Annotated in this window: 19 protein-coding genes and 4 pseudogenes; 9 read left to right on the forward strand and 14 right to left on the reverse strand. The window is 60.9% G+C overall.

The window, feature by feature from the left end; genetic code table 11:
- The first annotated feature begins 11 nt into the window (after window positions 1-11).
- The 4 genes from AADJ04_RS03580 to AADJ04_RS03595 all read left to right on the forward strand — a co-directional run bounded on the left by AADJ04_RS03580 (window position 12) and on the right by AADJ04_RS03595 (window position 6,781).
- Window positions 12-1,118 (forward strand): ABC transporter substrate-binding protein, encoded by a 1,107-nt coding sequence (locus AADJ04_RS03580; RefSeq protein WP_207375520.1) that lies wholly within the window; start codon window positions 12-14, stop codon window positions 1,116-1,118.
- A gap of 784 nt (window positions 1,119-1,902) precedes the next feature.
- On the forward strand, window positions 1,903-3,255 hold the full coding sequence (locus AADJ04_RS03585) for a hypothetical protein (RefSeq protein ID WP_341238770.1): 1,353 nt from the start codon (window positions 1,903-1,905) through the stop codon (window positions 3,253-3,255).
- A gap of 2 nt (window positions 3,256-3,257) precedes the next feature.
- The gene (locus AADJ04_RS03590; protein WP_341238771.1) at window positions 3,258-5,972 is read left to right on the forward strand and encodes a tyrosine-type recombinase/integrase; all 2,715 of its coding nucleotides are present in this window, start codon (window positions 3,258-3,260) and stop codon (window positions 5,970-5,972) included.
- A complete protein-coding gene (locus AADJ04_RS03595) occupies window positions 5,969-6,781 on the forward strand; it encodes a hypothetical protein (protein ID WP_341238772.1) in 813 nt (270 codons plus the stop codon). Before AADJ04_RS03590 ends, AADJ04_RS03595 begins: the two co-directional genes overlap by 4 nt.
- A 784-nt stretch (window positions 6,782-7,565) precedes the next feature.
- Here AADJ04_RS03595 and AADJ04_RS03600 read toward each other — a convergent pair.
- Window positions 7,566-9,176, reverse strand: a complete 1,611-nt coding sequence (locus AADJ04_RS03600) for an AMP-binding protein (protein ID WP_341238773.1) — start codon at window positions 9,174-9,176, stop codon at window positions 7,566-7,568.
- A 16-nt stretch (window positions 9,177-9,192) separates the two neighbouring features.
- Window positions 9,193-10,371, reverse strand: a pseudogene (locus AADJ04_RS03605) (thiolase family protein); the annotation flags it as partial.
- A gap of 11 nt (window positions 10,372-10,382) precedes the next feature.
- Here AADJ04_RS03605 and AADJ04_RS03610 point away from each other — a divergent pair.
- A pseudogene (locus AADJ04_RS03610) lies at window positions 10,383-11,807 on the forward strand (DUF3363 domain-containing protein); the annotation flags it as partial.
- Window positions 11,808-11,875: 68 nt separating this feature from the next.
- Here the strand turns inward: AADJ04_RS03610 and AADJ04_RS03615 are convergent.
- Entirely contained in the window at window positions 11,876-12,223 is a 348-nt protein-coding gene (locus AADJ04_RS03615; protein ID WP_341238774.1) for a DUF4148 domain-containing protein, read from the reverse strand.
- Between the two features lie 236 nt (window positions 12,224-12,459).
- Between AADJ04_RS03615 and AADJ04_RS03620 the strand changes: the two are divergent.
- Window positions 12,460-12,654 (forward strand): annotated as a pseudogene (locus tag AADJ04_RS03620) (type II restriction endonuclease); the annotation flags it as partial.
- A 109-nt stretch (window positions 12,655-12,763) separates the two neighbouring features.
- On the opposite strand, the gene AADJ04_RS03625 reads toward AADJ04_RS03620, so the two are convergent.
- The 11 genes and pseudogenes from AADJ04_RS03625 to AADJ04_RS03675 form a co-directional block, all read right to left on the reverse strand.
- Complete coding sequence (locus AADJ04_RS03625; RefSeq protein WP_207375602.1) at window positions 12,764-13,054, reverse strand: hypothetical protein; 291 nt, start codon at window positions 13,052-13,054, stop codon at window positions 12,764-12,766.
- Window positions 13,055-13,249: 195 nt separating this feature from the next.
- Window positions 13,250-13,550: pseudogene (locus AADJ04_RS03630) on the reverse strand (IS3 family transposase); the annotation flags it as partial.
- A gap of 6 nt (window positions 13,551-13,556) precedes the next feature.
- Window positions 13,557-16,688: an efflux RND transporter permease subunit gene (locus tag AADJ04_RS03635; RefSeq protein ID WP_341238775.1), complete on the reverse strand. Its 3,132-nt coding sequence runs from the start codon at window positions 16,686-16,688 to the stop codon at window positions 13,557-13,559.
- A gap of 15 nt (window positions 16,689-16,703) precedes the next feature.
- Window positions 16,704-18,308 (reverse strand): efflux RND transporter periplasmic adaptor subunit, encoded by a 1,605-nt coding sequence (locus AADJ04_RS03640; RefSeq protein WP_341238776.1) that lies wholly within the window; start codon window positions 18,306-18,308, stop codon window positions 16,704-16,706.
- A complete protein-coding gene (locus AADJ04_RS03645) occupies window positions 18,305-19,579 on the reverse strand; it encodes a TolC family protein (protein ID WP_341238777.1) in 1,275 nt (424 codons plus the stop codon). The genes AADJ04_RS03640 and AADJ04_RS03645 overlap by 4 nt, the downstream gene beginning before the upstream one ends.
- On the reverse strand, window positions 19,576-19,824 hold the full coding sequence (locus tag AADJ04_RS03650; RefSeq protein ID WP_066697057.1) for a DUF2789 domain-containing protein: 249 nt from the start codon (window positions 19,822-19,824) through the stop codon (window positions 19,576-19,578). The genes AADJ04_RS03645 and AADJ04_RS03650 overlap by 4 nt, the downstream gene beginning before the upstream one ends.
- Before the next feature lie 55 nt (window positions 19,825-19,879).
- Window positions 19,880-21,160: a DUF4010 domain-containing protein gene (locus tag AADJ04_RS03655; protein WP_341238778.1), complete on the reverse strand. Its 1,281-nt coding sequence runs from the start codon at window positions 21,158-21,160 to the stop codon at window positions 19,880-19,882.
- A complete protein-coding gene (locus AADJ04_RS03660) occupies window positions 21,157-21,285 on the reverse strand; it encodes a hypothetical protein (RefSeq protein ID WP_341238784.1) in 129 nt (42 codons plus the stop codon). Before AADJ04_RS03660 ends, AADJ04_RS03655 begins: the two co-directional genes overlap by 4 nt.
- 274 nt (window positions 21,286-21,559) lie before the next feature.
- Window positions 21,560-21,907 (reverse strand): DUF4148 domain-containing protein, encoded by a 348-nt coding sequence (locus AADJ04_RS03665; RefSeq protein ID WP_312781237.1) that lies wholly within the window; start codon window positions 21,905-21,907, stop codon window positions 21,560-21,562.
- Between the two features lie 125 nt (window positions 21,908-22,032).
- A complete protein-coding gene (locus AADJ04_RS03670; protein ID WP_066691653.1) occupies window positions 22,033-23,442 on the reverse strand; it encodes a heavy metal sensor histidine kinase in 1,410 nt (469 codons plus the stop codon).
- Between the two features lie 2 nt (window positions 23,443-23,444).
- Window positions 23,445-24,128, reverse strand: a complete 684-nt coding sequence (locus tag AADJ04_RS03675; RefSeq protein WP_066691656.1) for a heavy metal response regulator transcription factor — start codon at window positions 24,126-24,128, stop codon at window positions 23,445-23,447.
- 163 nt (window positions 24,129-24,291) lie between these two features.
- Here AADJ04_RS03675 and AADJ04_RS03680 point away from each other — a divergent pair, with 163 nt between their 5' ends.
- The 3 genes from AADJ04_RS03680 to AADJ04_RS03690 form a co-directional block, all read left to right on the forward strand.
- Window positions 24,292-24,627 (forward strand): hypothetical protein, encoded by a 336-nt coding sequence (locus AADJ04_RS03680; protein ID WP_244939068.1) that lies wholly within the window; start codon window positions 24,292-24,294, stop codon window positions 24,625-24,627.
- A complete protein-coding gene (locus tag AADJ04_RS03685) occupies window positions 24,624-26,054 on the forward strand; it encodes a TolC family protein (protein WP_142083236.1) in 1,431 nt (476 codons plus the stop codon). The genes AADJ04_RS03680 and AADJ04_RS03685 overlap by 4 nt, the downstream gene beginning before the upstream one ends.
- A 16-nt stretch (window positions 26,055-26,070) precedes the next feature.
- Window positions 26,071-26,497, forward strand: a 427-nt coding sequence (locus AADJ04_RS03690; protein WP_341238779.1) for a multicopper oxidase domain-containing protein, incomplete at its 3' end; no start/stop codon positions are given.

A 26,497-nucleotide genomic window follows, 5' to 3' on the forward strand; every position in this document is an offset into this window, starting at 1 on the left:
TCGGGTTGCCCATGAAAAAAGTTTCCGCTTTCTTGATTGCGATTACAGCGGTGCTGGCCGCCTGCTCTGAAAAACCTGTCGAACCTATCCGCATTGGTTTCATCGGGGGCCTTTCGGGGCCTAACTCGGATAACGGGCAATCCGGACTGAACGGATTGACTCTAGCAGTAGAGCAATTCAACAGGGCGGGAGGGGCCAACGGACGATTGGTCGAGATCATGGCCAAAGACGATGCGCAAAGCAAAGAAACCGCGCAGGCTTCCGCCAACCAACTGGTTACCGCCAAAGTAGAGGCTGTGGTGGGCCCGTTTACCAGCGGCATGGCGGCAGTGATCGTACCTATCACCGGACAAGCAGGCATCTTTCAAATCAGCCCAACGATCACCGCGATGGAGTTCCAGGGAAAGGATGACAACCTGTATCGCATCAACCGCACCACGCGTGACAACGCTGGGGACTATGCAAAGGTGATGTACAGCCGAGGCCAAAAGCGCATTGCGGTGGCCTACGACCTTCGCAACCGCTCCTTCACCCAATCATGGCTGGATGAATTCCGAACAGCTGTGGAAGGTCTGGGAGCCTCAGTCGCTGCCGAGGTTTCCTACGAGTCAAGCAAGGACGCTGACTTTGAAGGCGTGGTGACCAAGATGCTGCAAAGCAAACCCGACGGCCTACTTTTTATCTCTGGGGCTCTGGACGTTGCGCGTTTGGCGCAGGCCGCTCGCAAGCTAGCTCCCAAGCTTCCCATCGCTGCGTCCGAATGGGCAGCCACCGAGCAATTGATCGACCTGGGTGGAGAAGTAGTCGAGGGCCTGTTGATCGTACAGAACTACGACCGCGACGACGCATCACCTCGATTCAAAGAATTCAGCGACGCTTACTTCAAACGGTTCCAACGCAACCCAGGATACAGCTCCGTTTCGACCTACGATGCCGCCACCGTTGTACTCACAGCCTTGAAAAACCGAAAACCGGGGGAGCCCGTGAAAGCTGCCGTAGCGCGCAGTGGTCCGTACCAAGGCCTTCAGCAGGAAATCGTCTTTGATTCCAATGGCGACACCATACGGAAGGTCTACTTCACCGAAATTCGGGAAGGTCGCTATCGCCGTATAGATTAAACGGCGGGGTAAGTGCCCCATCTACGCCAAACGCGCTACTGCGCTGCAGGCTTGCGCTACGTCAGCCAGCTTTGCGACGAGCTGGGTAGTGCTGAGCGGTTCGTTTGGGGCCACCGCTGCGCAAGCAACCGCGTTTGACCTATGCGGAACTCACTTGTGAGCCGAATAAATCGCGCGTCGCAAGGCCGGTTATTCAAACAGATTGTCCAAAGTTAGTGATGTCTACAGCGAACCTCGGGCGGTGCAAAGCCAGAACCGCAGAGGGAAAAACGCTGAAAAATACGCAACCCATTGTCTTTCCTACGTCACGCGAATGACATTCCAATTTGCTGCGAAGCTGGATCGCCAAGTCAAATCTGCAAAGGATTGATCGAGCACCGCGGGGTATGCAGAAGCGATGTCAGCAACTAATCGGCCTGAGCTGAAATGGCTATCCAAAACAAAAAAGCCTGCACGTGTGCACAATGCCAGTCAGTTAAGCCCGCAGGCGGCTTGATCCAGTAAAAGGGAGCGTGTTCAACACGTTCCCTTTTTTGCTTGATGAGCCTGCTTGCAAACGCCTTGCGCGAGACCCTGCCCCGAGTACCTGATCGCCTCGAGCAGCTCAGCGCGTTGATAGACCGTGCCTGGATCGCGCAGGCGCTGGGGACCAGCGGCAAGGCCTCCAATACTGGATTTGCTCGCCAGGTTGCGCTGGCGTCTTGATTACCCGAACCCCAAACACCGCCAAGCGGCTATTGACGACAGTCACCTCCCTCTCGCGCATTACCGACGTGCTGCGACGATGCTGCGCACACGGGTCGAAGCAAAAGATGGTGCCGCAGTCATACAGTCACTGGAGCTGCTTGTGAACTTGCCGCCGTTGCTAGTGCTAAGCCTGCCATTGGTGACGGGGTACCGACCATTCAACATCCTCGGCATCTGCGTCCGGACGGGGTGCCTGCTACTCAATCTGCGTACCCTGTTTCCACACCGGGCCCAGCCGCCAATGGCGACTGCACACCTTTTTAAAGTCAGCGGCGATATCGTGGTTCTGCCTCTACCCGTCTTTCTGGCAGAGGAGATACAGCGGCGCAGCCAAATCTATCCGCAAGCGGTGCTACTCGGGGACTTGGTGGACTGGGTGCGGGTAGATCCACGAAACTCGCTGATTCCACACGAGTCCTGCAAGCTCCACGCCTCCCTGGCCCGTGCTAGCAAGTCCACCGGCGCCATCTCACTGGCCCTAGGCAACGACCGGCTTGTGTCCGCCTGCTTAACCACAGACTTTTCCCTGATCGGTTCGGCACGTATGTACTACGCCCGTCTGACGGGCCGGGAGATTCACACTGGCTGCACGAGGCTCTATGGAGGCATGGGCTGGGGTATGTCAACCATGGAGGCTGAACAACTGCCACCTCTCGGCTCGCGCGCCTCCCTGCATCTCGATGGAGTCAAGCATTTGTTTTCCGCACTGGCTGAGGCTGTCACAGCTTCTCTGCCAGGACGAAACGCACATGCGCTCCGCCTACTTGAACACCATATTCATTTCACCCGTTACTCAGCTGCGCTGATCAGCTTTTGCGCTGGACTACGCGAAGTTCAGTGTTATCGCCTGCTGGCAGAGGAGTTGTTATATGGGCAGGATCAAATCGTGGTGCACGACAAGCAGGGTGGGGATGTACTCATGGCTCAGCCTGCCCTGCTCAACGCGCAGGTCAGGGAGCAGATTTGCCTCTATGCTGCACACGCCAGGGCTCTGGTGCAACGTCTGCAACGGCTTAATGACCGTCACGGGCTCCTGCTCGCACAAAGACTGCGTATTGCCGTAGAGGGCACGGGTCCGCTTTTTCTGACACTCAGCCCCAGCGGGGCGGTCCATGCAGCAGGCGCACATTTCACCTGGCGGGAGATGCCGGAGTCCATCAGGGTGCCACCCAATGTCGGCCGACACTTCTGGCAAAACGTGCTGCGTGAGCGCGGGCTGAGCTCACGGGACATTGATAGCTTCATGCGCCATCGAGTTGTGGGCCTGGAAAGGAACACCAACTCCCAGGTCTGCGTCCCTCATCAAGCGCTCGGTCGCATCGAGGCAACCCAACTGGTCGTCATGCGGGAAGTCGGCATCCAAGCCCTGGCTGGGTTGCGAAGGGAGTAATGATGAATCAGGCAAAACCGCGCCGATCTTCATTCAAGCGTGCGCTTTTCATCCCGGACCTCAGCCGGCGCATGCACTTCCTGCAACCTCAAAATCTCGGCAACATCAGCCATCAGTTCGGGGACTTTCAGTCCTGGGTGATCTCCTCGAGCGTGCGAGAGCTAGAACCGGCAGGCCTGACACTGGCATGCCTGATTGCATTTGATGGCATCGCCAGCGACACCGAACTGCAAGCCGCATACGCTGCCTGCCAGCAAGCCCGCAGATTCGAGACTGCAGTGCGGTTGGACTGGAAAATTGGCTCCCGTCATGACGCCCGCCACCTGAGCGTCTGGACCACTCTGGCACTGGCTCGGGTACAGGAGTGGCAACCGTATGGGTTGGCCCGCGAACATCTCATGGGCGTGTTGAGCGCCCGCGCCCTCAAAAGCGGTGTTGTCTCACCCCTAGAAACAATCTGGGAACAGCTCCTCACAACTGCCATGGGTTGGTTGCAGAATCACCTGCCGCCAGTTCTGTACGGCCATGTGAGCGGTGCAGATCCCTTAAGCGCCACGCCGCGCAGCGCGCTGGCTCGGGCGCAAACAAGGCGGGCGCTGTTGCCCGAAGAAGTCGATCCGGAGCCACAGGGCACGACCTCTTACCCGGTGTACGAACGCGCCTTTGAAGCCGCCCTTCTTGGGCGTCCTGCCTCGGTTCGCAGCGGCGCCACTTTCATCCGTCAACTTCTTGCGGCACTGCGTCCGCCGACCAAAGGATCAAATGTCAGCAAGCGTGAAGAGATCCTGCGTCGGCTGCATTCACTGGCCGCCAGCCTAGACGATGCAGACGAAGCATGTGCCGTCCTTCATGCGTTTGCCCTGGACCTCGTCGAGCGTGGTACCAAGCGCAAGAAAAATCTGGCGTCCACCACACCGTCGGACTACCTGAACGCTTTGGCCGATGATTTTCATGTGGCTCTCAATGAAGTTCGGTTGTATGGCATCAACGAAACAACTTACGCTGAAATTTTCCGCAAGTTAGTGAACGGCAGCGCAACCATGGGTCCCGCCCGCATCGCAGCGCTGAAGGCACTTCACCAATTCCTGCGTGCCTGGTGGCAAGTGCCGCCACTTCCGACCGGCCTACTCCAAGTCGAGGTCGAAGCCAACGTCCGTGCCAACTTGGTCTGGCCGCACGAAAAGGAGCGGCTGCGGGAATGGCTAGCTGGCGATGCACAAGCAGACCGCTTTGTGGCCCAGCTGGGTGCCGCCCTGGAAATTGTCGGCAATGCGCCCGTGCGCATTGGTGAACTCTTGGTGCTGCGCATTGGCAATGTTCTTGACGAAGGGGATCATCTGGTGGTGGAAATCGCACGCGAGCTGCGTGACGGCCGAGAGAAGTCACGTGAGGGCCGGCGCCGAGTGACGGTCCGCGACATCACTGCGATGGCGATCGTAAGGACTTGGCTCGCGCGACGTGCGGCAGAACTTGCCACCCATGAAGACTATCTGTTTGGGCAACCAGATCGGCCAACGGAGTTGGCGCACTCTGGCAGGATGTATTTCTGGCTGAATCAGCTGCTTAAAACAGTCACCGGGGACGAGAGCATCAGCCTGCATGCCTTTCGCCACAGCTATGCCAGCCAACGCCTGGCCGCAATACTGCTGCAGGAGAACGACGATGAAGTCAATCCACTAGATCGATTGGCCAACGAAGTCGGCCACATCGGTGGGCATGTAACTGCCGTGCACTACTGCCATATCTACGAGCCTGGTCTCAGGCATTCCATCGACGTAGCACTCGAACGTCTGCCACTGGACTATGTCGGAACGTCGGCCTGGACGGGGGTGGCGCCCGAGACGCTGCGCCAACGCGCAAGCCGCGCCACCAGGCGCGGCGGCTTTACTGCGGAAATTCTTCGAACATCACTGACCGACGTAGCCCTGCGCATTCCTCTTTCTGCCATCAGCGATTCAATCGCAATGACAGTGCCGGCCAATCCGCTGCCGCCGCCGCAGTCGCATGCGCTTACATATGCCCAGGTCGTGGGAGTACTTCGCGAAATCGCAGCTGGTCTCTCGACGCAACAAGTTGGCCTGCGCCATGCGGTGCCCCATCAGCAGGTTGTCCGGATTGTTGAAGCCGTCGGAGATTTTGCAGAACGCCACGGCAAGAGGACGCCCTCAATGCTGGATGCCCTCAGCCATGGCATGCAAGCGCTGCTTGAATCATCAGGACGCTTGCTGGGAATGCGCCCGGACTTCGCCCGGCTCTCGCAGCGGCGCTGGCTTCAACTGACGGATGTGATGGGAAAGATTGAATTCTTGCGGTTGCAACGAGCGACCAGCTACTGGGAGCGTGCCGTTGACGACCAACATCTGGCCGTGCGCCCTGGATCGGAGTGGGAAAGTTTCATGGGGTTACTCGCAGACTCGGGCATCAACCGCAGTCTCATGTCCCTGCACTGGTCATCGACCGACCAGCGGCAGAGTGAGATCAGCGACGCTCTTGCACGTGCACAAGAGACCGTGCGATTTCAGCTGGGCGCTTCGTTCGCTCAGGTGCGCCATACCCATCGCCATGGCCGCCCTCCCATCTGGCTGGTCATAAGTTCCGATGGGGCCCTACGCAATAGAAATGGCAGTGCGAACTCAATCATCGGGCTGCACTGCGCGTTCCTGGCCGCGTGGGCGTGGCTACGTGTTGCTGACCTCGAAGGGAGCAAGTATCAATGACTCAATTCATGGCAATGAAAGTAATGGAGTTGGAGATTCCTGGATTGCCTGACCTTTTTGATGAAATGCAGCTGCGACAGCGAGCTCAAGCGGTGATCTCAGACCTTGAGAGGCTGGTTGAGGTAGACCGCTTTCTGCTGTACACCACCCTGACCTATCGCTACTGCCTGCGCAACAAAAAATCGGGGGAGCCTCTGATCGTGTTGGTGCTTGAACTTGCACCGCGACCCCAGCAACTGCTGGACTTCGTACCGGAAGAAAACTCTCTCGGCGCACGGGAAAAGAACATGCTCGCAGACCGGCAGCGCCTGCGGCACGCATGGCAGGAATTGCCAGTTCACAACACGCAGGCTGTCATTGCCCTCGCGCAGCGCATGCAAGCGGGATTTCTGGATTTATCGGATGGAGCTTTCGCCCCCAAGACAAAAAAACAACTGAATGCGCTGGTCAGTGCACGCCACCGCCACTGGAATGGCCATCTTTCCGAAGATGATCCTTGGCAGATGGAGCTTCCGACGCTGCCTCGATACGAGTGGCGTCGTGAATTGTTTCACGTGCGCGCCAAGCTTTTTCGGGAACGCAGAGGGTTCACTTTAAAACTTCTGAACCGAACAAGCTTGCCTTCCCAATTGCGGGCTGCTCGCACTCTGCGAATGCCGGACCGGCCGCCGAAGCTTGAAGATGCCAGCGCCTTGGACAGAGCGGAGTACACGGGCACGCCTGTCGATCTGGTGATTCGCGTCGGATCCATTCTCGGAAGCGAACTCATATGCGTGGCAGATTTTGTACGCTTGGCAGATGCGAAGTGATCCTGCGGATGAAACACCCATGACGCCTGTCATCTGATGCCCATAGACCCCCTCCAACCCCCAACCGCATTCACCGGGAAACTACCAGTCGCTTACTCGAAGATCTGCTTGCGAACAACGCGCACGCCCGCCATGGGGCCCTGGCGCACGCGCTCAAAGTAAGACTGGCACCGGGTTGCGCGCAGGCTGCCACCACCTGAGCGCGGCCTATTAATAATCGCTATCTGAAGTTATTTGACGTAGCTCGTCACGGCGCTTTAGCAACAACCTGATTGAATCGTCGGTTTCTTTGTTGGCCTTATCAATCATTCGCCCCGCGGGGATTGCAATGAGAATGAAGAGCAAGACAAAGAGCCCGTAGATCAATACAGGCGTTGAAGGCATAACCAGTGCTACTTCCATAGTAGAGCAGTGTATCGATTTGTGCGGTGAATCGCACCTGGGCTTGTCAAGGATTACCCAGCAGCACCCTCTGCACCCAACCGCTATCAGTCTGTCACCTGATGTGCACGCCGTCGCTCCAATTTAAGACCAAGCACTACAAGGTTGATAGCTATGGCGGTCAGAATCAGCCCCAATAGAACTGGATCATCGAGAACTTGGCGGGTTGTAGACATGTCCTTTTTATAGTTCCTTGCGGCGACAAGATCAACCCCGAACAGACAACGGTTACGGCGGCGCGGGTTTCCGCCTGAGCTATCCACCCATACAAAGCCGAGGATTGCACTGTTGACCCAATACGGAAAGGATCTCCGCCACCTTGCAGCGGTGGAGCTCCCGAGTCTTAAACCCGCACCATACGCCGGTGCACGCTCTGCGGCTCGCGCTCGAACGCCTCCATCAGGAAGCTGTCCTGCGGCTTTTCGGATGCCGTCTTGGGAATTTGGGCCAACACTTGGATGAAACCCGGCAACATGCCGGCCTCCAGGCGCTCCCGGCACACGTCGAAGAGTTGCTGCGCGTTGAAAGTCGCCGCATCCTTGGGGACAACGGCGGCGACGACTTCCTTTTCTCCTGGTGCGAGCTGCGCGCTGGCTATGCCGTAGACGTACACGTCATCGACCATGCCCGATTCAGCGATCGCCTTCTCGATGTATGCGGTGGCAATAAATTCGCCGTTGCGACGGATGCCGCTGCCCTGGCGATAGTCGAAATACAGCCAGCCATCTTGGTCCGCATGCACCACATCGCCCATGTGCAGCCAGCCTCCGGCGCACTTGCTTTGCGACGCCTGGGGGTTGCCGAAATATTCAACAACGAAAGGCGCACCGTTGGCATGGCGCATGAGCAGTTCGCCCTGCTGGCCAGGCGGGACATCGTTGCCGGCCTCATCCACGATGCGATATTGCAGCGAGGGCGGAGGTTTGCCAATACTGCCCAAAGGCCCCTGGCCAAAGTGATTGAAGGTCATCCCGCCTTCGGCCGCGCCATAGAACTCCACGATCTGCACACCAAAGCGCTGGGAAAACTCACCCCAGATGGCAGCCGGCATGCCGGAGGAGACAACGAAGCGCACCGGGTTGTCGGCATCGTTGGGTTTGCGGGGTTCGGTATAAACCGCTGTGGTCATGCCGCCGAGCAAGGTGAACGTGGTCGCGCCGTACTGGCGCGTGATGTCCCACAGGCGCGATTTGGTAAAGCGCCGCGAAAGGACACAGCGCAGGCGACAGGCCAGTGCCGACCCGAGCGTGACGAGTTGCGCGTTGGCGTGCGTGAGCGACAGGCCCGAGTACAGCACGTCGTCCGTGCTGTACCCGAAAAGGCTTGGGCCGAGCCGCACGGTTTGGCAATACCGCCGGTGCGTCATCACGATGCCCTTGGGGTCGCCTGTGGTGCCGGAGGTAAAGATCAGCTCCAGTGCGCTGTCGGGGTCGATGGTCAGGAGGGGCAGGTCGGGCACATCGGCCGGAGCCCGTGCCGCCAAGTTCTCAACGCCCTGCCAGTCGGACAGGGGCCGGTCGCCCTCGTCGGTGGCAAAGGCCATCGCCCAGCGCAGGCCGGGCAGTCGTTCGCGCAGCGGTTGCAGGCGGGGCAGGACGTAGTCTGCGGCGATGGCTGCGCTGCACTGGCTGTTGGACAGCATGAAGTGCAGCTTGTCGCCTTTGGTGCGTGGATCGATGGGCACCACGGCTGCGCCCACGATGCCAGCGGCCACCATGGCCTCGACGAACTCGGCGTGGTTGGCCATGAGCAGGGCCACGCGTTCGCCCGGGGCAATGCCCAGGTCGAGCATGGCCTGCGCCATGCGCTGTCCGTTGTCCCAAAGCTGGCGGTAAGTGCGCACCTCGTCGGGGCGCACCCCGGCGCCTTCGATGGTGAGCACCTTGAAGTCTGGAAACTCTGCGGCTCGGTTGGCGACCATGCCGGGGAAGATGTTGTCGGGGTAATGGCTCATACCTTTCACCTCCTTTTCAGCGGCCCAGCAGCGTGAGGCAGGCCACGGCTTCCTCGACGCCCGCCAGCCCGCCGCCGTTTTCTGCCAGCGCGATGCGCACGCCCGGTGCCTGGCGCGGCCCGGCCTCGCCGCGCAGTTGCGTCACCAGCTCAAACACCTGGCCCAGCCCGGTAGCACCAATCGGGTGGCCTTTGCTTTCGAGCCCTCCTGAGGGGTTGATGGGGATGCGTCCACCCAGGCGCGTCTCGCCGCGTTCGGCCGCCGGGCCGCCGTGTCCCATGGGAACTAGGCCCAGCAGTTCGGACTGCAAGACTTCGCCAATGGCCGTGGCGTCGTGCACCTCGGCCACCCCCACGTCTTGGGGCGACACGCCGGATTGTTCGTAGAGCCGGTGGGCGGCCTTGCGCACCAGGTGGTTTTCGAGGTCGTTCGACGCGCGCTCGCTGCCGGTCTGCAGCACGCAGGCCAGCACGCGCACGGCACGGCGGGCATCGCCTTGCAGGCACTTGAGGCCCGATTCATTGCAAACGATGGCCGCTGCCGCGCCGTCACTCACTGGTGAACACATGGGCAGCGTGAGCGGGTAGCTGATCGGCGGGGCGGCCAGCACCTGCTCTACGCTAATGGCTTCACGGTATTGCGCCAGCGGGTTGTGCGCGGAGTGCCCATGGTTCTTGGCGGCCACCGCCGCGAACTGCTGCTGCGTGGTGCCGAATTCACGCATGTGCATGCAGCCCATTGCGGCGTAGACGTCCATGAACAGGCTGTAGGGGCGGGGCGACTGGCTTCCCGGAGGCGGTGCGATGCCGTGGCCCATGGCCAGCAGGCGCTCTTTACCGGCTTCGGTGTCATGCACGTCCCAGGCACCGTCGAAGGCGGCGAACATGCGGGCCTTGTCGTCAATGCACATCTTCTCGGCGCCCACTGCGAGCACGATATCGGCGGCGCCACTGCGCACATGTTGCACGGCCATGTGCAGCGCCGTGCTGGCGCTGGCGCAGGCGTTTTCCACGTTAACCACCGGAATGCCCTGTACGCCCATAGCGCGCAAAGCCAATTGCCCGCGTACCATGTGCTGGCCGTCCGTGTGGCCCTGCGTGGCATTGGAGAAATAGGCGGCTTGCAGGAGCGAGGCGTCGCAGCCTGCGTCCTGCAGCGCGGCGGTGACGGCCTGGCGCGTGAGGTCTTTAACGCTCCATTGGCGATGACACCGACAACCCGCACACCCACCTCATCGTGCGCGGGCGCGACGACACCGGCAAAGACCTCATCATCGCGGGCGACTACATCGCCCACGGCTTTCGGCACCGGGCCGCCGAGCTGGCGACCGAATGGCTAGGGCCGCGCACCGAACTGGAAATCCAGCAGACCTTGCAGCGGGAGGTGGAACAGGAGCGGTGGACGAGCCTGGATCACACGCTGCAACGTGAAGCTGGCGACGATGGTCGCGTGCAGGTCAGACGCTTCAACGAACCGAAGCTGCAACGCCAGGGTCTGCTGCTGATTGGCCGCTTGCAATGCTTGCAGCGCCTGGGCCTGGCCGACGAAGCGCAGCCTGGCACCTGGACCACCCATGCCGATGCCGAGAAGACCTTGCGCGCTCTGGGTGAGCGTGGCGACATCATCCGCACCATGCAGCGGGCCATGGGCGGCCAGCCGCGCGAGCTGGCGGTGTTCGAGCCGGGTGACGATGGAAGAACAATCATTGGCCGCGTGGCCGCCAAGGGGCTGGCCGACGAGCTGCGCGACCGGAGCTATCTGGTCATCGACGGCGTGGACGGCAAGGCGCACTACGTCGCGCTCAACGCCCGCGACGAACCCGCAAACTATCCGACCGGCGCGGTGGTGGAAGTACGTGGTTCCGCCGAGGTACGGGCGGCAGATCGCAATATCGCTGCGCTGGCCAGCAATGGGCTCTACAGAACCGATCATCACCTGGCAATTGCCCAAGGTCAGGCGCAGGCCGGCCGTGATCCGCACGAAGTCGTTGCCGCGCACGTTCGCAGGCTGGAAGCCCTGCGCCGGGCCGGCATCGTGGAACGTATTGCCGAGGGGCTGTGGAAGGTACCCGACGACCTGCCCGAGCGTGGCCGCCAGTACGATGCGCAACGCCTGGGCGGCGTAGCCGTGGAGCTTAAATCGCACCTGCCCATTGAGCGGCAGGCGCGCGTGATTGGGGCTACCTGGCTGGATCAGCAGTTGATCGGCGGCGGCTCGGGGCTGGGCAACCTGGGGTTTGGCGGCGAGGCGAAGCAGGCGATGCTGCAACGCGCCGATTTCCTGGCCGAACAGGGGCTGGCCGAGCGGCGCGGTCAGCGCGTGTTCCTGGCGCGCAATCTGCTGACGGTGATGCGCAATCGGGAAGTGGCGCAGGCCGGGAAGGACATTGCCGCCGAAACCGGGCTGGAGCATCGGCCTGCGGCAGATGGCCAGCGCGTGGCCGGCATCTACCGCCGCAGCGTGATGCTCGCCAGCGGGCGCTACGCGATGCTCGATGACGGGATGGGATTCAGCCTGGTGCCGTGGAAGCCGGTGATTGAGCAGCGGCTGGGACAGCAGATCGCCGCGACGGTGCGCGGCGGTGGGGTGTCATGGGAAATTGGACGGCGGCCTGGGCTGTCCCGAGGTTAGTCAGGCCGACGCCAGCGATCCCACAGAATGGATTCAACGTGCTCTGCTGGAGCACCAACTGGGGGCTATCAACCCCGGGAGTAGAGACGCAGACGCTCGGAGCGTTCGGCAGGTGACTCGTTCAGCATTTCGTTGATCACTTGCTGACGAGTTTTCCCTGGGCCCACATTAGGCACAGGCATTGGGTAGTTGCTCTCGCCATAAGAAAGAAGTCCTTGCTGCATGGCAGCCTTGGCTTCCGCGATGACCTGCTCTCGCGTCTTCTCGCTCTTGAGGTGTTCCGGGTGAACGATTACACCCTGTTCATTGTTGGCAGGATGCTCATATGCTGCCGAAGCCATCCCTGGAAGGCCCAGAGCAACTACTGCGGTTGCGGCTGCGATCATGGAAGAAAGGGAGAGGCGTTGTTGGGTCATGGTTGAAGCTCCTAAGGAAGGTAGATGAAACTTGCATCTCTCATGCCTTGGTCGGGCGTTGAGGTGATGTGTTCATCTTAGGGAGCGCACCCCAACAGAATCCGGACAGCCAGATGACATTGTTGTTAAGAATCTGCGTGAATTGGAGCGCGAGTTGGTGGACGTGCGCGGGGGACGAATGCGGAGGACGGAGGACCAACCACACGGGTAGACAGAAGTCACCGGTTGCAGAAAAATGTGCGCTCTTTATGGTGGCCCCAGACAATCGCCGAGCCAAGGTGGCGGAGCAACTCCAAAGACCGGCATTCTCCCGTGTTTCGGAACTCGGGATTCGTTATCTGCCTTACAGCCAACTGGAGCAGAACCACGCGTCCATGAGCCGCTTTGGCTCCAGCATCAAGCCATTGCTGGAGATTTCACAGCGGTTGTAAGTCTTCTGCCTTATGCCTTATGCCTTATTTCTCCTCCATGGGTTGGGCCGGCTGGCATGGGCAGGCGGATGAGTTTTGCAGGGCCGACTGAATAGGCGCTTCCTCGGCGTCATTCCTTGCAGGCCTTCATCTCCGCCTCGAAGCGCTGCTTGCGCAGTTGGTTCAGGTAGGGCGTAGTCAAGGCACGCGGACCATGGTCGAGCGGCAGGATCAAGGGCTGGGGCGGGCAGTCGCCACGGCCGGTTTTGGCGGCCTCGGTGGCATCTCGCGTGCGCGTGGCCTCGGCCTCCTGGCCGGCCTTGCGGCCTTGCTCGATAGCCTGAAAGTCAGGGCCGGCCAGGACCGGCAAGGTGGCGCCCAGCATCAGCGCGCCGGCGAGGGGGTAGATCAGCTTGTTCATGATGATTCCCTTGGTATGCGAAAAAGGGGGCTTGAGCTGCGTGAGGGGAACAAAGTGCCTTGACGGCGGCCTATTGATCCGGCACGGTTTATTGCAGAGTCCCGATGCCGTTCAACTTGAGCCCGTCGAGGGGCTTCGACACCTCAGCCCGAGCAAGGTTTACGAATAAAGCCTGCCGGATCAATAGTTGTGCGCCTGCATGCTCCAGCCCACCACCTGGCGGCTGAACAGGTCGATGACCGCTGCCAGGTACACCCAACCTTCGTCGGTGGCGATGTAGGTGGTGTTGCCACACCAGAGCTGGTCGGGTGTATCGGGATTGAAACGTCGCTGTACCAGGTCCGGGGCCACCGGCGGGGCTGTGGCGGCTGTCCGTGGTCACCACAAATTTGTGCTGGGTCTTGGCCCGGATGCCGTGCTGCTGCATCAAGCGGCGCACACGTTTCCTGCCCACCCGGATGCCACGGGCGAGCAGTTCCTTGTGCATGCGAGGCCAATCGCATCAAGCTCGCCTTCTTCGAAGTTCAAACTGCTTGACCAAGCCATAAATAGCGGGAATTACTGCCAGCGTGAGCACGGTCGAAGAAATCATCCCTCCAACCATCGGTGCAGCGATACGACTCATCACTTCCGAGCCGGTGCCGGTCCCCCACAGGATGGGCAGCAGGCCCGCCATGATGGCAACCACGGTCATCATCTTGGGGCGCACCCGTTCGACTGCGCCTTCCATGATGGCTTCGTAGAGGTCGGCCACGCTAGGCTCCTTGTTCTCCGATCGGCGCCGTGCCTGAATTTCTTCCCAGGCATGGTCGAGATAGATCAGCATGATGACGCCCGTCTCTGCTGCCACCCCGGCCAGTGCGATGAAGCCCACCGCGACAGCCACCGACATGTTGTAGCCCAGCCACCACATGAGCCAGATACCCCCCACCAGGGCAAACGGCACCGACAGCATGACGATCAAGGTTTCGGTCAGGCGCTTGAAGTTCAGGTACAGCAGCAGGAAGATGATGAGCAAGGTGACCGGGATGACGACCTTCATCTTCTGCACCGCGCGCTCCATGGATTCGAACTGGCCGCTCCAGGTGGCGTAGTAGCCGGGCGGGAACTGAACTTGCTCGTTCACGGCCTTGCGGGCGTCTGCCACATAGCTGCCGATGTCCCGATCACGGATGTCGACGAAGATGTAGGCAGACAGAAGCGCATTTTCAGTGCGGATGCCGGGTGCCCCCTTGGCGACTTCCACGCGCGCCACCTGTCCCAGCGGGACCATGGCGCCATCCATGGTGGGTACCAGCACTTCACGGGCGATCTGCTGCGGGTCGGCGCGCAGCTCGCGCGGGTAGCGCACCGTCACGCCAAAGCGCTCGCGGCCTTCCACCGTGGTGGTCACCATTTCGCCGCCCAGGGCCGTGCCAATGACGTCCTGCAGCTCTCCTACCCCCAGGCCGTAGCGTGCCAGCTGCGCCCGGTCGGGTTCAATATTGAGGTAAAAGCCCCCTGTGATGCGTTCCGCGAACGCCGAGGTCGTTCCGGGCACCTGCTTGACCACGGTTTCGATCTCGCGCGCCAGGCGTTCCATCTCGCCCAGGTCCTTGCCGAAGACCTTGATGCCGATGGGCGTGCGGATACCGGTGGACAGCATGTCGATGCGCGCCTTGATGGGCATGGTCCAGGCGTTGGACACGCCGGGGAATTGCAATGCCTTGTCCAGTTCCGCGATGAGCTTGTCGGTCGTCATGCCGGGGCGCCATTCGGACTCGGGCTTGAGGTTGATGACGGTCTCGAACATCTCGGTCGGCGCCGGGTCGGTGGCGGTGTTGGCGCGCCCAGCCTTGCCATAGACCGATACCACCTCCGGGAAGCTCTTGATGATTTTGTTCTGCGTCTGCATCAGCTCGGCCGCCTTGGTGATGGACATGCCGGGCAGCGACGCGGGCATGTACAGCAGCGTGCCTTCGTTGAGCGTGGGCATGAACTCCGAGCCGAGCTGGCTGGCGGGGTAGAACGACACGCCCAGCACGATGATCGACGTGGCAACCGTCAGTTTCTTCCACCGCATCACGGCGGCGATGATGGGACGGTAGACCCAGATCAGGAACCGGTTCACCGGGTTCCTGGATTCGGGCATGATTTTTCCCCGGATGAACAGCATCATCAGCACGGGCACCAGCGTCACCGACAGTAGCGCGGCACCGGCCATGGCAAAGGTTTTGGTATAGGCCAGTGGCGAGAACAGGCGGCCTTCCTGCGACTCCAGCGTGAACACCGGCAGGAAGGACACGGTGATGATGAGCAGCGAGAAGAACAAAGCCGGGCCCACCTCCTTGCAGGCGGCAATCATGGCTTCCACGCGCTCGGTGTTGGTGTGCTCCTCGGGCAAGCGTTCCAGGTGCTTGTGCGCGTTCTCGATCATGACGATGGCCGCGTCCACCATGGCCCCGATGGCGATGGCGATGCCACCCAGGCTCATCAGGTTGGAGTTCATGCCCAGCAGGCGCATGGCGATGAAGGCGATCAGCACACCCACGGGCAACATCAAGATAGCCACGAGGGCCGAGCGAACGTGCATCAAAAAGACCATGCAGACCAGGGCAACGATCAGGCTCTCTTCCAGCAAGGTACGCTTGAGCGTATCGATGGCCCGGTGAATCAGGTCGGATCGGTCGTACACCGCCTCGATGCTGACGCCCGGCGGGAGGCCCGCCGAGACCTCGGCGATCTTTTCCTTGAGGTTGTGAATCACCTCCAGCGCGTTCTGGCCGTAGCGCGCCATGGCGATGCCCGAGACCACCTCGCCCTCGCCGTTGAGTTCCGTCAGGCCCCGGCGCTCGTCCGGTACCAGTTCAACACGGGCGATGTCGCGCACCAGCACCGGCGTGCCCTTGTCGGCCTTGACCACCAGGTTCTCGATGTCAGACACGCCGCGCAGATAGCCCTTGCCGCGCACCATGTACTCGGTCTCGGCCATCTCCACCACGCGGCCGCCCACGTCGCGGTTGGAGTCGCGCACCACCTGCGACACCTTGGCCAATGGAATGCCGTAGGCGCGCAGCTTCACCGGGTCGACGGTGATCTGGTAGGTCTGCACAAACCCGCCAATGGATGCCACCTCGGCCACGCCATGGGCCTTGGTGAGCTGGTAGCGCAGGTACCAGTCCTGCAGCGTGCGCAGCTCGGCCAGGGTCTTGTCCTTGGCCAGCAGCGCGTACTGGTAGACCCAGCCCACGCCGGTCGCGTCCGGGCCGATCTGCGGCGTCACGCCCTTGGGCATGCGCCCCGCCGCGAAGTTGAGGTATTCGAGCACGCGCGAGCGGGCCCAGTAGATGTCGGTGCCATCCTCGAAGATGATGTAGACGAACGAGGCGCCGAAGAAGGAGAAGCCCCGCACCACCTTGGACTTGGGAACCGACAGCATGGAGGTGGTCAACGGATACGTGACCTGATCCTCGACCACCTGCGGGGCCTGGCCCGGATACTCGGTGTAGACGATGACCTGAACGTCTGACAGGTCCGGCAACGCGTCCAGCGGGGTTTTGAGCACAGCATAGACGCCGCCAACAATGACGAACAAAGTCGCCAGCAGTACGAGGAAACGGTTTCTTCCCGACCAATCGATGATCTTCGCAAGCATGGTGTCTCCCGAAAATCAGTTGTGACCGGCGTGGGAATTGGGCGTGGCATTGCCCGAGGGCTTGACTGCGGTGATCACCCATTCTCCTTGCCTGCGTTCGACGAACTCGAACGCCACCGCTGCGCCAGGCTTGAGCTGTTTCAGCAAATCGCTGTTCGCTACCTTGAACTCCATGGACATGGCTGGCCATTTGAGGCTGGGCACCGTGCCGTGCGCCAGCGTCACCGTGGAGGACTTCGTATCGATGTCCTCTACTGTGCCTTCGGCTTGGTGACCCACGCCTGTGACGGCCTTGGTGCTTGCTGATCCATCAGGAGTGGCTTGAGTCCCGTGTCCTGTATGCCCCAGGCCTCCGATGGCGGCTTTGAGGTTGCTTTCCGCATCGATGAGGAAATTGGCGGCCACTACCACCATCTCGCCATCCCGCACGCCCTCGATGATTTCGATGCGGTCCTCGCTGCGCGCGCCGACCTTGACTTCGCGGGGCTCGAAACGCCCCTCCTTGAGTTGCACCAGAACGATCTGGCGCGTGCCGCTGTCGATGACGGCCGACGTCGGCACCGTCAGGACGGCCCCCTTCGAGGTGGCGGGCAGTTCCACCTGGGCAAACATGCCCGGCTTCAGCAGTCCGCCTGGATTGGCCAATTCAACCCGCACGGGCACGGTGCGAGTTTCAGCCGTGAGCGTTGGATAGACGTAGGTGATGGAACCGGTGAATACCTTGTCCGGGTAGGCGTTGATGCGAACCGTGGCCTTTGCCCCTGTTTTGACCATGCCGATGTCCTGCTCGAATACATCGGCTATCACCCACACTGAAGACAGGTTAGTGACCTGGTAGAGCGCGTCGCCTGGCATGAAACGCATGCCCTGTACCGCCTTTTTCTCGGTCACGATGCCTGCCACCGGCGAGCGAAATGTGAGGGTGCGGCGCGCCGTGCCCGACTGAGTCAGCGCCTTCACCTGCTCGTCCGAAATATCCCAGTTGCGCAGGCGCGTCAGGCCCGATTCGGCGAGTTCTCGCATTCCTTTCCGTGTTTCCTCGCTGGCGCCCTTCAAGGCGTCGACCCCTTGGGCGGCAATCGCATATTCGCGTTGCGCCGACACCAGCTCTGGGCTGTAGACCTCGAACAACGGCTGGCCCTTGCCCACGGCCTGGCCGGTGGCGTTGACATGCAAGCGTTCGACGTAGCCCTCGAACTTGGGGGTGATGGCGTAGGTCAGGCGCTCGTCGGGTTCGATGCGGCCTGCCGCGCGCACCATCTTGTCCAGGTTGCGCAGGCTGACAGCCTCAACGCGCACCCCGAGCTTCTGAACCTTGTCGGTGCTGATCTTGATCTGGTTGGCGCTTCCGGCTTCCGGTTCCTGATCGCCCTCGTAGACGGGGATGTAATCCATCCCCATCGGGTCCTTCTTGGGCGTGGGGGACGTATCGGGCAAGCCCATCGGATTGCGGTAATAGAGAACCTTGCGCTCCTTCTTATCGTTTGCCGAAGCAACAGTCGATGTCGCCTGCACTGATCCATGTGCAGCGGACTGGCGTTGCCCGTACCAATAGCCGCCTCCCGCAGCCAGTGCCGTGGCGGCCAGCACGAGCGCGCCCACCTTGATAGTTGTTGTCATAGATCTTCTCCCACGATGCGCTCGATGTCTGCCAGGCGAATCTGCGCCGCGACTCCTGCTTTGACTTGATTGAGTTTGGCTTGTCGTATCTGTCTCTGTGCATCCAGCAGGGTGGCGAAATCCACCTTGCCCGATTCGTAGCCTGCCAAAGCCGACCGGAACGTCAGCTCCGACTGGGGTAGCAGGCTGTCCGTGGTCAACGCCAGCGTACGGCGAGCCGCATCCAGGCCCGCCAAGTTTTCATACAGATCCGCCAGTACCTGGTTGGTGGCCGCTTCGCGGCGCGAGCGGGCGGCATCCAGCATGGCCTGTGCTTCCTGCTCCTGTGCGCGCCGGGTGTCCTGCTGCAAGGGAATGGTGACCTCGACCATCAACTCCCATTCCCGGATCGACTTACCGTACTGGATGGGTGACACCCCCACCGCAAAGTCCGGATAGCGGTTCTTGTAGGTGAGTTCACGGTTCTTTTCTGCAGCCTGGATTTGTGACTCCTCGGTTCTCAGCAGCGGATTGCTGGACCGTGCACGCTGCTCCAGGACATCAAATCGCATGGTCTCAGGCGCCGGAAGTGTGCGAATGCTCTCTGGCGTAGCCAGCATCTCGCTGGCAGGGCGCCCCACGAGCGCTTTCAGCTTGGCCTGCAACTGACTTCGCTCTGCTTCGAGTGCAATCAATTCGTTGCGCATGGTGGTTTGCTCCAGCTGCGCACGAATCACGTCCTGCTGCGCGGCCAGGCCACCGGCGTAGCGCACCTGGGCGACTTTTTCCAGGCGAGTCATCATGTCCAGGATCTCCCTGGTCAGCCGCTCGTTCTGGTCCAGATAGTAGAGTTGGGCGTATGTCGTCTTGATCTTGGTCGCTAGTTCACTCCAGGTGCCAGCCACTCGCCCTCGGGCCGCTTCGGCCTGCAATTGGGCCGATTCACGCTTGAGGCCCCGTTTCCCAAACCACGGCAATTCCTGTGTGAGCAGGTATCGCGTGCTGCCCACACGCCCTGGCAGCAGCGTCGGGTTGCGCTCGCCCATCCGGGTAAGGTCACGAAGTTCCATGCTGAACTTTGGATCCGGCAAGGCACCCGCGGGTACGACACGCTCGGCAGCGGCATCGGCATCAAAACGCATGCTTGCGATTTCGGGGTTTCGCTCCCAGGCCGCTTGCAGCAACCCTTCAACACTCGACCCAAGCTTGACCTCCTGCGCGTAAACCATCGAGCTCAGCGCGAGAGACACCATTACCACACCCAACGACAGGCGATTCCTCATAGGCATCATGACCTCCCCCTTGGCGCACGCAAAGCGGAATTCAACCGGTCAATTACTTCGGCCCAGTCCGCGTCTTCCAGAAGTTCTTCGCGCAACAGAGTCGCCTGAGATGGTGTCCAGAATGGCGCATCGGCCAGCAGCACATCGGCCGGCAGTGGAGCGTGGGCCTCCAAGAACTCCCCGATGCCTGCCGCGTCCATGCGCAGACCAAGCTGGGAAAACAGTTCAGAGAAGCGATGAAATGACTTTTCCATAGCGGTGATCCCTATTGTTTAAACACAAAATTCTGAAGACGTGGCCGGTGGACGCTCACGAAAGCGTCACGCTCAGCGCCAATACGGCAGCTCCGGACGCCATCGCGCCGAGGTAGCCAAAAACAACCGATTTACCGACCTGCGCACCACCTGTCGTCCAGGCGATGCCGACCTTAGCCACCATGTTTGCCAACGTCGCGAGACCGAGCGCCGTGACGGTGGCGCCCGTGGACAATCCACCGGCACCATGCAGCCGAGCGAGCGAGATCAAGATCGCGTCCACGTCCGCAAGGCCAGAAACCGCCGACAGCACATAGAGGCCGCTGGTGTCCAGCCATTGCTTTGCCGCTGGCACCAGGACGCTCATGACAGCGAGCAGCACACCAAAACCGAGCGCGGTGCCAAGGTCGAATGGCGCCATCGCGCCGACAGCGCCCTCTCCCACTGCAGTGCGGTTCAACTTGCGCCACCCCCATAGCGCCATACACAGCAGCACCACGCCAGTGACCACTAGGGCGCTGCCGAAGGTGGGCAACAACGTCGGCTGGATGACGCCCAGCAGAACGACCATGCGAAAAAACATGACACCACAGGAGGCCAACGTGCCAGCTGCCGCCGCGCCGGCCAGCGAAGGCTGCGCGCGTGCGTAACGAGCCAAAGCCAACGTGGTGGCCGTGGAAGAAGCCAGCCCACCCAGAATCCCAGTCCACAGCACACCCCTTTGCGCGCCGGTGATGCGCATGGCAAAGTGGCCCGTTAGCGACAGGCCCGCAATCAGGATGACTGCCCACCACAGCTGGTACGGATTGAGCGCGGCATAGGGCCCGAGGCCCGTATTGGGCAGGTAGGGCAGGATGACCATGGACAACACCAGCAGTTGCAGCGATGCCGTCAACTCGCGGTGATCAATCAAGCGCAGCCAACCGTGCAAGGTCGGCTTGAGGTCCAGCAGCACGGCCCCAATCACCGCTGCCGACAACGCCAAGGTGATGTTGCCGTGTGCCGCAAAAGCACCCAGGACCAAAGTAAGTAGCATCGCCACCGGGGTAGTGGCGCTCAGGTTGCCTGACAGTTTGGAATTACGGGCGTAGGACACCGTCAGCAGCAGGGCGAGTCCAAGCAGCGCACCCAGTAAAGGCCAGGGACCGAAATCTGGCTCCAGATGTCCAAGCACACCGCCGAGCAGTCCGGTCAGCGCAAAGGTGCGCAGGCCCGCAACACGCCCACCCTCCGGCAATTCGCGGTCGCGCCAGCCGCGTTCCAAGCCAATCACTAGACCGACAGCAAGCGCGGCAACCAAGCCCGCGGCGCCCGGTGGTAGTTCGTAGCCGTTCATCGGTGCTCTGTGTTGATGGCCTGCTTAGCCGGATGAACGATCTTGCGCATGCCAGGAATCACGACCGCACCACAGGTATAACGCGAGTCGACATTGAACAGCACCACCGCTTCGGTCCAATCCACGTTCAGCATTAGTTCCTCACACAGCATCGCACCCTCGGCCACTAAAATTCAGGTTGTTGTACTTCGCATTCGCATCCGCCTATCTTGTGTGAATGCACGTCATGCATTTTGCGAGCTCAAGGCTAACGGGAAGATGTTTCAAAAATTACATTTCTGTCAGGTAATTTTTGGGGCGTGACCTATCAGGCTGCTGAAATCCCGAGGTTAGCCAGGCCGACGCGCGATCCCACAGAATGGATTCAACGTGCTCTGCTGGAGCCCCAATTGGGGGCTATCAACCCGGGGAGTAGAGACGCAGACGCTCGGAGCGTTCGGCAGGTGACTCGTTCAGCATTTCGTTGATCACTTGCTGACGAGTTTTCCCTGGGCCCACATTAGGCACAGGCATTGGGTAGTTGCTCTCGCCATAAGAAAGAAGTCCTTGCTGCATGGCAGCCTTGGCTTCCGCGATGACCTGCTCTCGCGTCTTCTCGCTCTTGAGGTGTTCCGGGTGAACGATTACACCCTGTTCATTGTTGGCAGGATGCTCATATGCTGCCGAAGCCATCCCTGGAAGGCCCAGAGCAACTACTGCGGTTGCGGCTGCGATCATGGAAGAAAGGGAGAGGCGTTGTTGGGTCATGGTTGAAGCTCCTAAGGAAGGTAGATGAAACTTGCATCTCTCATGCCTTGGTCGGGCGTTGAGGTGATGTGTTCATCTTAGGGAGCGCACCCCAACAGAATCCGGACAGCCAGATGAGATTGTTGTCAGCTTGATGGCTGTGAGCCACGGTGAGGAAACATCAAGGTGAAGCAGGTTCGCCCGTCGCCCGACGTCGCCGTGACGCTACCGCCGTGGGCCTCAGCGATGGCACGTGTGATGGCCAGGCCCAGCCCGGAGCCATCGGAGTCCGGATGGGCCCTGGAAGCATCGGCTCGGTAGAAGCGGTCGAACAGCCGGGGCAGGATCTTGGCATCGATGTCGGTTCCAGTGTTCTCCACGGCCACTGTCGTGGTTTGTGCCGTGCTGGTGATACGGATGGTGATGTCGCCGGCCTCGGGCGTGTAACGCAGGGCATTGGACAGCAGGTTGCTCACCGCACGGCGGAACATCAGGCGATCGCCTTCGACCTCGCCGTCTCCTTTCAACTGGAGCCGGATGCGTTTTTCCTCGGCCACGGCTTCGTAGAACTCCAGCAGCGCCAGCGCGTCCTGGCGGGCGGAAAACCGCTCCTTGTGCGGCAGATCCACGCCGCGCTCGGTCTTGGCTAGGAACAGCATGTCGGACACCATGCGTGCCAAACGCTGAAATTCCTCGGCATTGGAGGCCAGGATGTCGCGGTACGTCGCGGCATCGCGCTTGGTCGTCAGCGCCACCTGCGTCTGCGTCAGCAGGTTGCTGATGGGGGTGCGCAGCTCGTGCGCGAGGTCCGACGCGAAATCGGTAAGGCGCTGGAAGTCCTCCTGCAGGCGGTCCAGCATGCGGTTCAGCTCTTGCGCAAGATCGGCCATTTCCACCGGCACGGCCTCAACTGGCATGCGCTCGGACAATTTCTGACCTGTGACCACGGCTGCGCGTGACTTCATTTCACGCAGAGGCGCCAGTCCTTGACGCGCCGCGAGCCACGACAGTAGCCCACACACGATGATGGCCGCGATCACGTAGAACGCCAGACTGCTGCGCAGCTCAGTGAGGAATTGGGTGTGGTGTTTTGTATCCGCTGCGATCAACACCTGCAACGCTGATGCGGAGTAAGCCGGGGCAGTTCCAAAGCTCAATGTGTGGAACTCGGTATCGTGGTGACGCCAAACCCCGAAAACACTCGTCTCCTCGGTACTCAGGGCATCGCCGCTTTGCACATTGAGGTTGGATGTTGACGATTGAAAAATGCGCTCTCCCTGGGGGTTCTGCACCAGGACATAGAGATCATGGTGATAGTTCAAAGCTTTGCTCAAGCGCAAGCTTGCGTCGTCCACTGAGTTGGCATTGCCAAGAATTTCCTCGATCAAATGCCTCTTGTCCTCTAAAGCCATCTGATCGAGCACGACAAAATGACGCTGAGTCTCTGCCAGGAACAACAATCCCAGCCCGAGCACGACGATAGCCGCCACCACTGTAAAAAACAGGGTTAAACGGCGGGTCAACGAAAGCCTGCCCAGGCGCTGTTGTCGCTGCACCTTTATTCCTCCTCTGGTACGTCCAGCACGTAGCCCATGCCCCGCACGGTCTGGATGAGCTTGACGGCATGCCCCTCATCTATCTTCACGCGCAAGCGGCGCATCGCCACTTCGATGACGTTGGTGTCGCTGTCAAAGTTCATGTCCCACACCTGCGAGGCGATCAGGGACCGTGGCAGCACTTCACCGTGTCGGCGCATCAGTAGCTCCAGCAGGCCGAATTCCTTGGCCGTCAGATCGATACGCTTGCCGTTGCGGGATACCCTGCGGCGCAGCAAATCCAGTTCCAGGTCGGCCACTCGCAGCGTGGTGCTCTCGTTGCCTGCATGGCCGCGCCGCAGGATGATGCGTACCCGGGCCAGTAACTCGGCAAACGAGAACGGCTTGACAAGGTAGTCGTCGGCCCCGAGTTCCAGTCCTTTGACACGATCTTCCACTTGATCGCGGGCAGTCAGGAACAGGACGGGCATTCCGATCCCCCGGTCACGCAGGGCTTGCAGCACTTGCCAGCCATTCAGGCCAGGCAGCATGACATCCAGGATCAGCAGGTCATATTCGCCCTGCAGGGCCATATGCAGGCCATCCGCGCCGTTGGGCACGAGGTCGGAAATGTATCCAGCTTCTGTCAAACCCTGACGCAGGTACTCACCCGTTTTGGGCTCGTCTTCGACGATCAATATTTTCACGTGTGCGCTTCCGTTCAATGCTTTGGCGAGAGTTTGCCAAGTTTGAGGCGTTCTGACAGGTAGATAACAACAATGTAATTTTCAGGACATCTGAATGAAAGGGTGGTCTCTCCAGAATCTCTATATCATTTGATTTAGATCAAAGATTCTTTTAGAGGAGACCATGCTCACTTCCAGTTACCTGCCGCCCTTCAGGGCTCTGTTGCCTTCGACACTGGTGTTGTTTGCGGGGGCAGCTTTCGCACAAGCTCCAGCAGATACCGAGGCTCCCAAGCCTGCACCGCTGGCAACGTTGCAATACGCGTCCCCTATCGGGGCTTATCAGGGCTATGCGGATCAACCGGTGCAATCCTGGCGCGAAGCCAATGATCGTGTGGGCCAGATTGGCGGTTGGCGCGCCTATGCTAAGGAGATCAAGCCGGGCGAGCCCGCGTCCGCCAAGGATGCTGCTCCTGCTAGCGATCCCCACACGGGCCATCACGGGGGAGGAAAACCATGATGCCTTTGCGTGCCACTCATGCCAAATTGGCTCTGTCCGCACTCGGATTGGCAGTGCTGACGGGATGTGCCAGCGTCAGCCTGGATCAGAACATCAATCGCGTCAACGACGAAGCTGGCAGTTTTACCGGGGGCAAGCTCGCGTTGGCTCGTACCCTGGATGAACGCGACCAGCGCGCGCAAGCCGCTCAGGCCCTGCTCGCTCAGCCCGTGGGACAGAAAGAGGCCGTTCAGTTGGCCTTGGTGAACAGCCCCTCCTTGCAAGCTCTGCTGGCGCAGGGTTGGGCGGAGTCGGCCGACGCGGCCCAAGGAGGCCGGATCGCCAACCCGATCTTCAGCTTTGAGCGCATGGTCGCGGGCGACGAACTGGGGCTGGGCCGTGCCTTGGCATTCGGCCTGCTGGACGTGCTGACGCTTCCAGCCCGGTACAACGTGGCGACCCGGCGCATCGAGCAGTCGCAGTTGCGCTTGAGCAGCGACGTGGTGGATCAGGTCACCCAGGTACGTCAGGCATGGGTGCGGGCCGTGGCCGCCCAGCAAGCACTCAAATATGCCAAGCAGGTCTATGAAAGCGCGGAGGCCGGAGCCGAGTTGGCCAAGCGCATGCAAGGCGTTGGCAACTTCAACCGGATCACACGTGCTCGCGAGCAGGCCTTCTACGCTGACGCCGCCACCCGGCTCAGCACCGCAGGGCACCAGGCGACGGCCAGCCGGGAAGAACTCGTGCGCCTGCTTGGGCTCGATGAGGCCCAGGCGCAAGCGCTTCGCCTGCCCGAGCGACTCCCCGACCTTCCCAAAGAGCCTCTGCAGCCGCAGGCTGTTGCCACGCAGGCCTCCAGAGCGCGCCTGGACATTCGGCTGGCGCAGGCCTCGTTGGATAGCGCGGCCAAGGCCCAGGGTCTGAACCTGGTGACCAGCTTCACCGATATCGAACTCACTGGGCGTCGCAACACGACCTTTGACAACGCTGAGGGCACTCGTTCTACTGCGCGCGGCTGGGAAATCGCCGTACGCCTTCCGATCTTCGATTGGGGCGGGATACAGCGTGATGCGATGAACGCACGGACCTTGGCCGCAGCCAACCAGCTCGAAGCCACCGTGCGCGCAGCAGGCTCCAGCCTGCGGGAAAGCTACTCGGCCTACCGCACGGCCTACGACGTGGCCCGTCACCACCGCGATGAAGTCGTGCCGCTGCGCAAGGTGATCTCGGAGGAAAACCAGCTTCGCTACAACGGCATGCTGATCAGCGTTTTCGAGCTGCTGGCCGATGCGCGCGATCAGGTCAGCGCCGTCTCCGCTGCCATCGACGCACAGCAGCAGTTCTGGCTGGCCGACGCCGCCATGCAGGCGTCCGTGATCGGACGCCCCACGAGCACCAGCCTGTCCGTCGCATCCAGTGCACCCGGCGGCGGCGACGCCGGCCAATGAAGCAAAGAACATCATCATGACATCCAGACGAGATTTTTTTAAGTTTGCCGGCATCGCAGGTGGCGCTGTTGCGGCGAGCTCGGTCAGCCGTGTGGCCATGGCGGCATTGCCCGAGCCGGTGATCCAGACCAGCCCGAACACCATGGCGCCGCTGGTGCCCAACTCGGGGCGGCCCTACAACCCGGTGGTCACACTTAACGGCTGGACACTGCCGTGGCGGATGAATCAGGGCGTCAAGGAGTTTCACCTGGTCGCCGAGCCTGTGGTGCGCGAGATGGCGCCTGGCTTCAAGGCCCATTTGTGGGGCTACAACGGCCAGAGTCCCGGGCCCACCATCGAAGTGGTGGAAGGCGATCGCGTTCGCATTTTTGTGACCAACAAGCTGCCCGAGCACACCAGCATCCACTGGCATGGACAGCGTTTGCCCAATGGCATGGACGGTG

Origin of the sequence: uncultured Acidovorax sp., assembly GCF_964021665.1 — a bacterium.
Taxonomy (GTDB): Bacteria; Pseudomonadota; Gammaproteobacteria; order Burkholderiales; family Burkholderiaceae_C; genus Acidovorax; species Acidovorax temperans.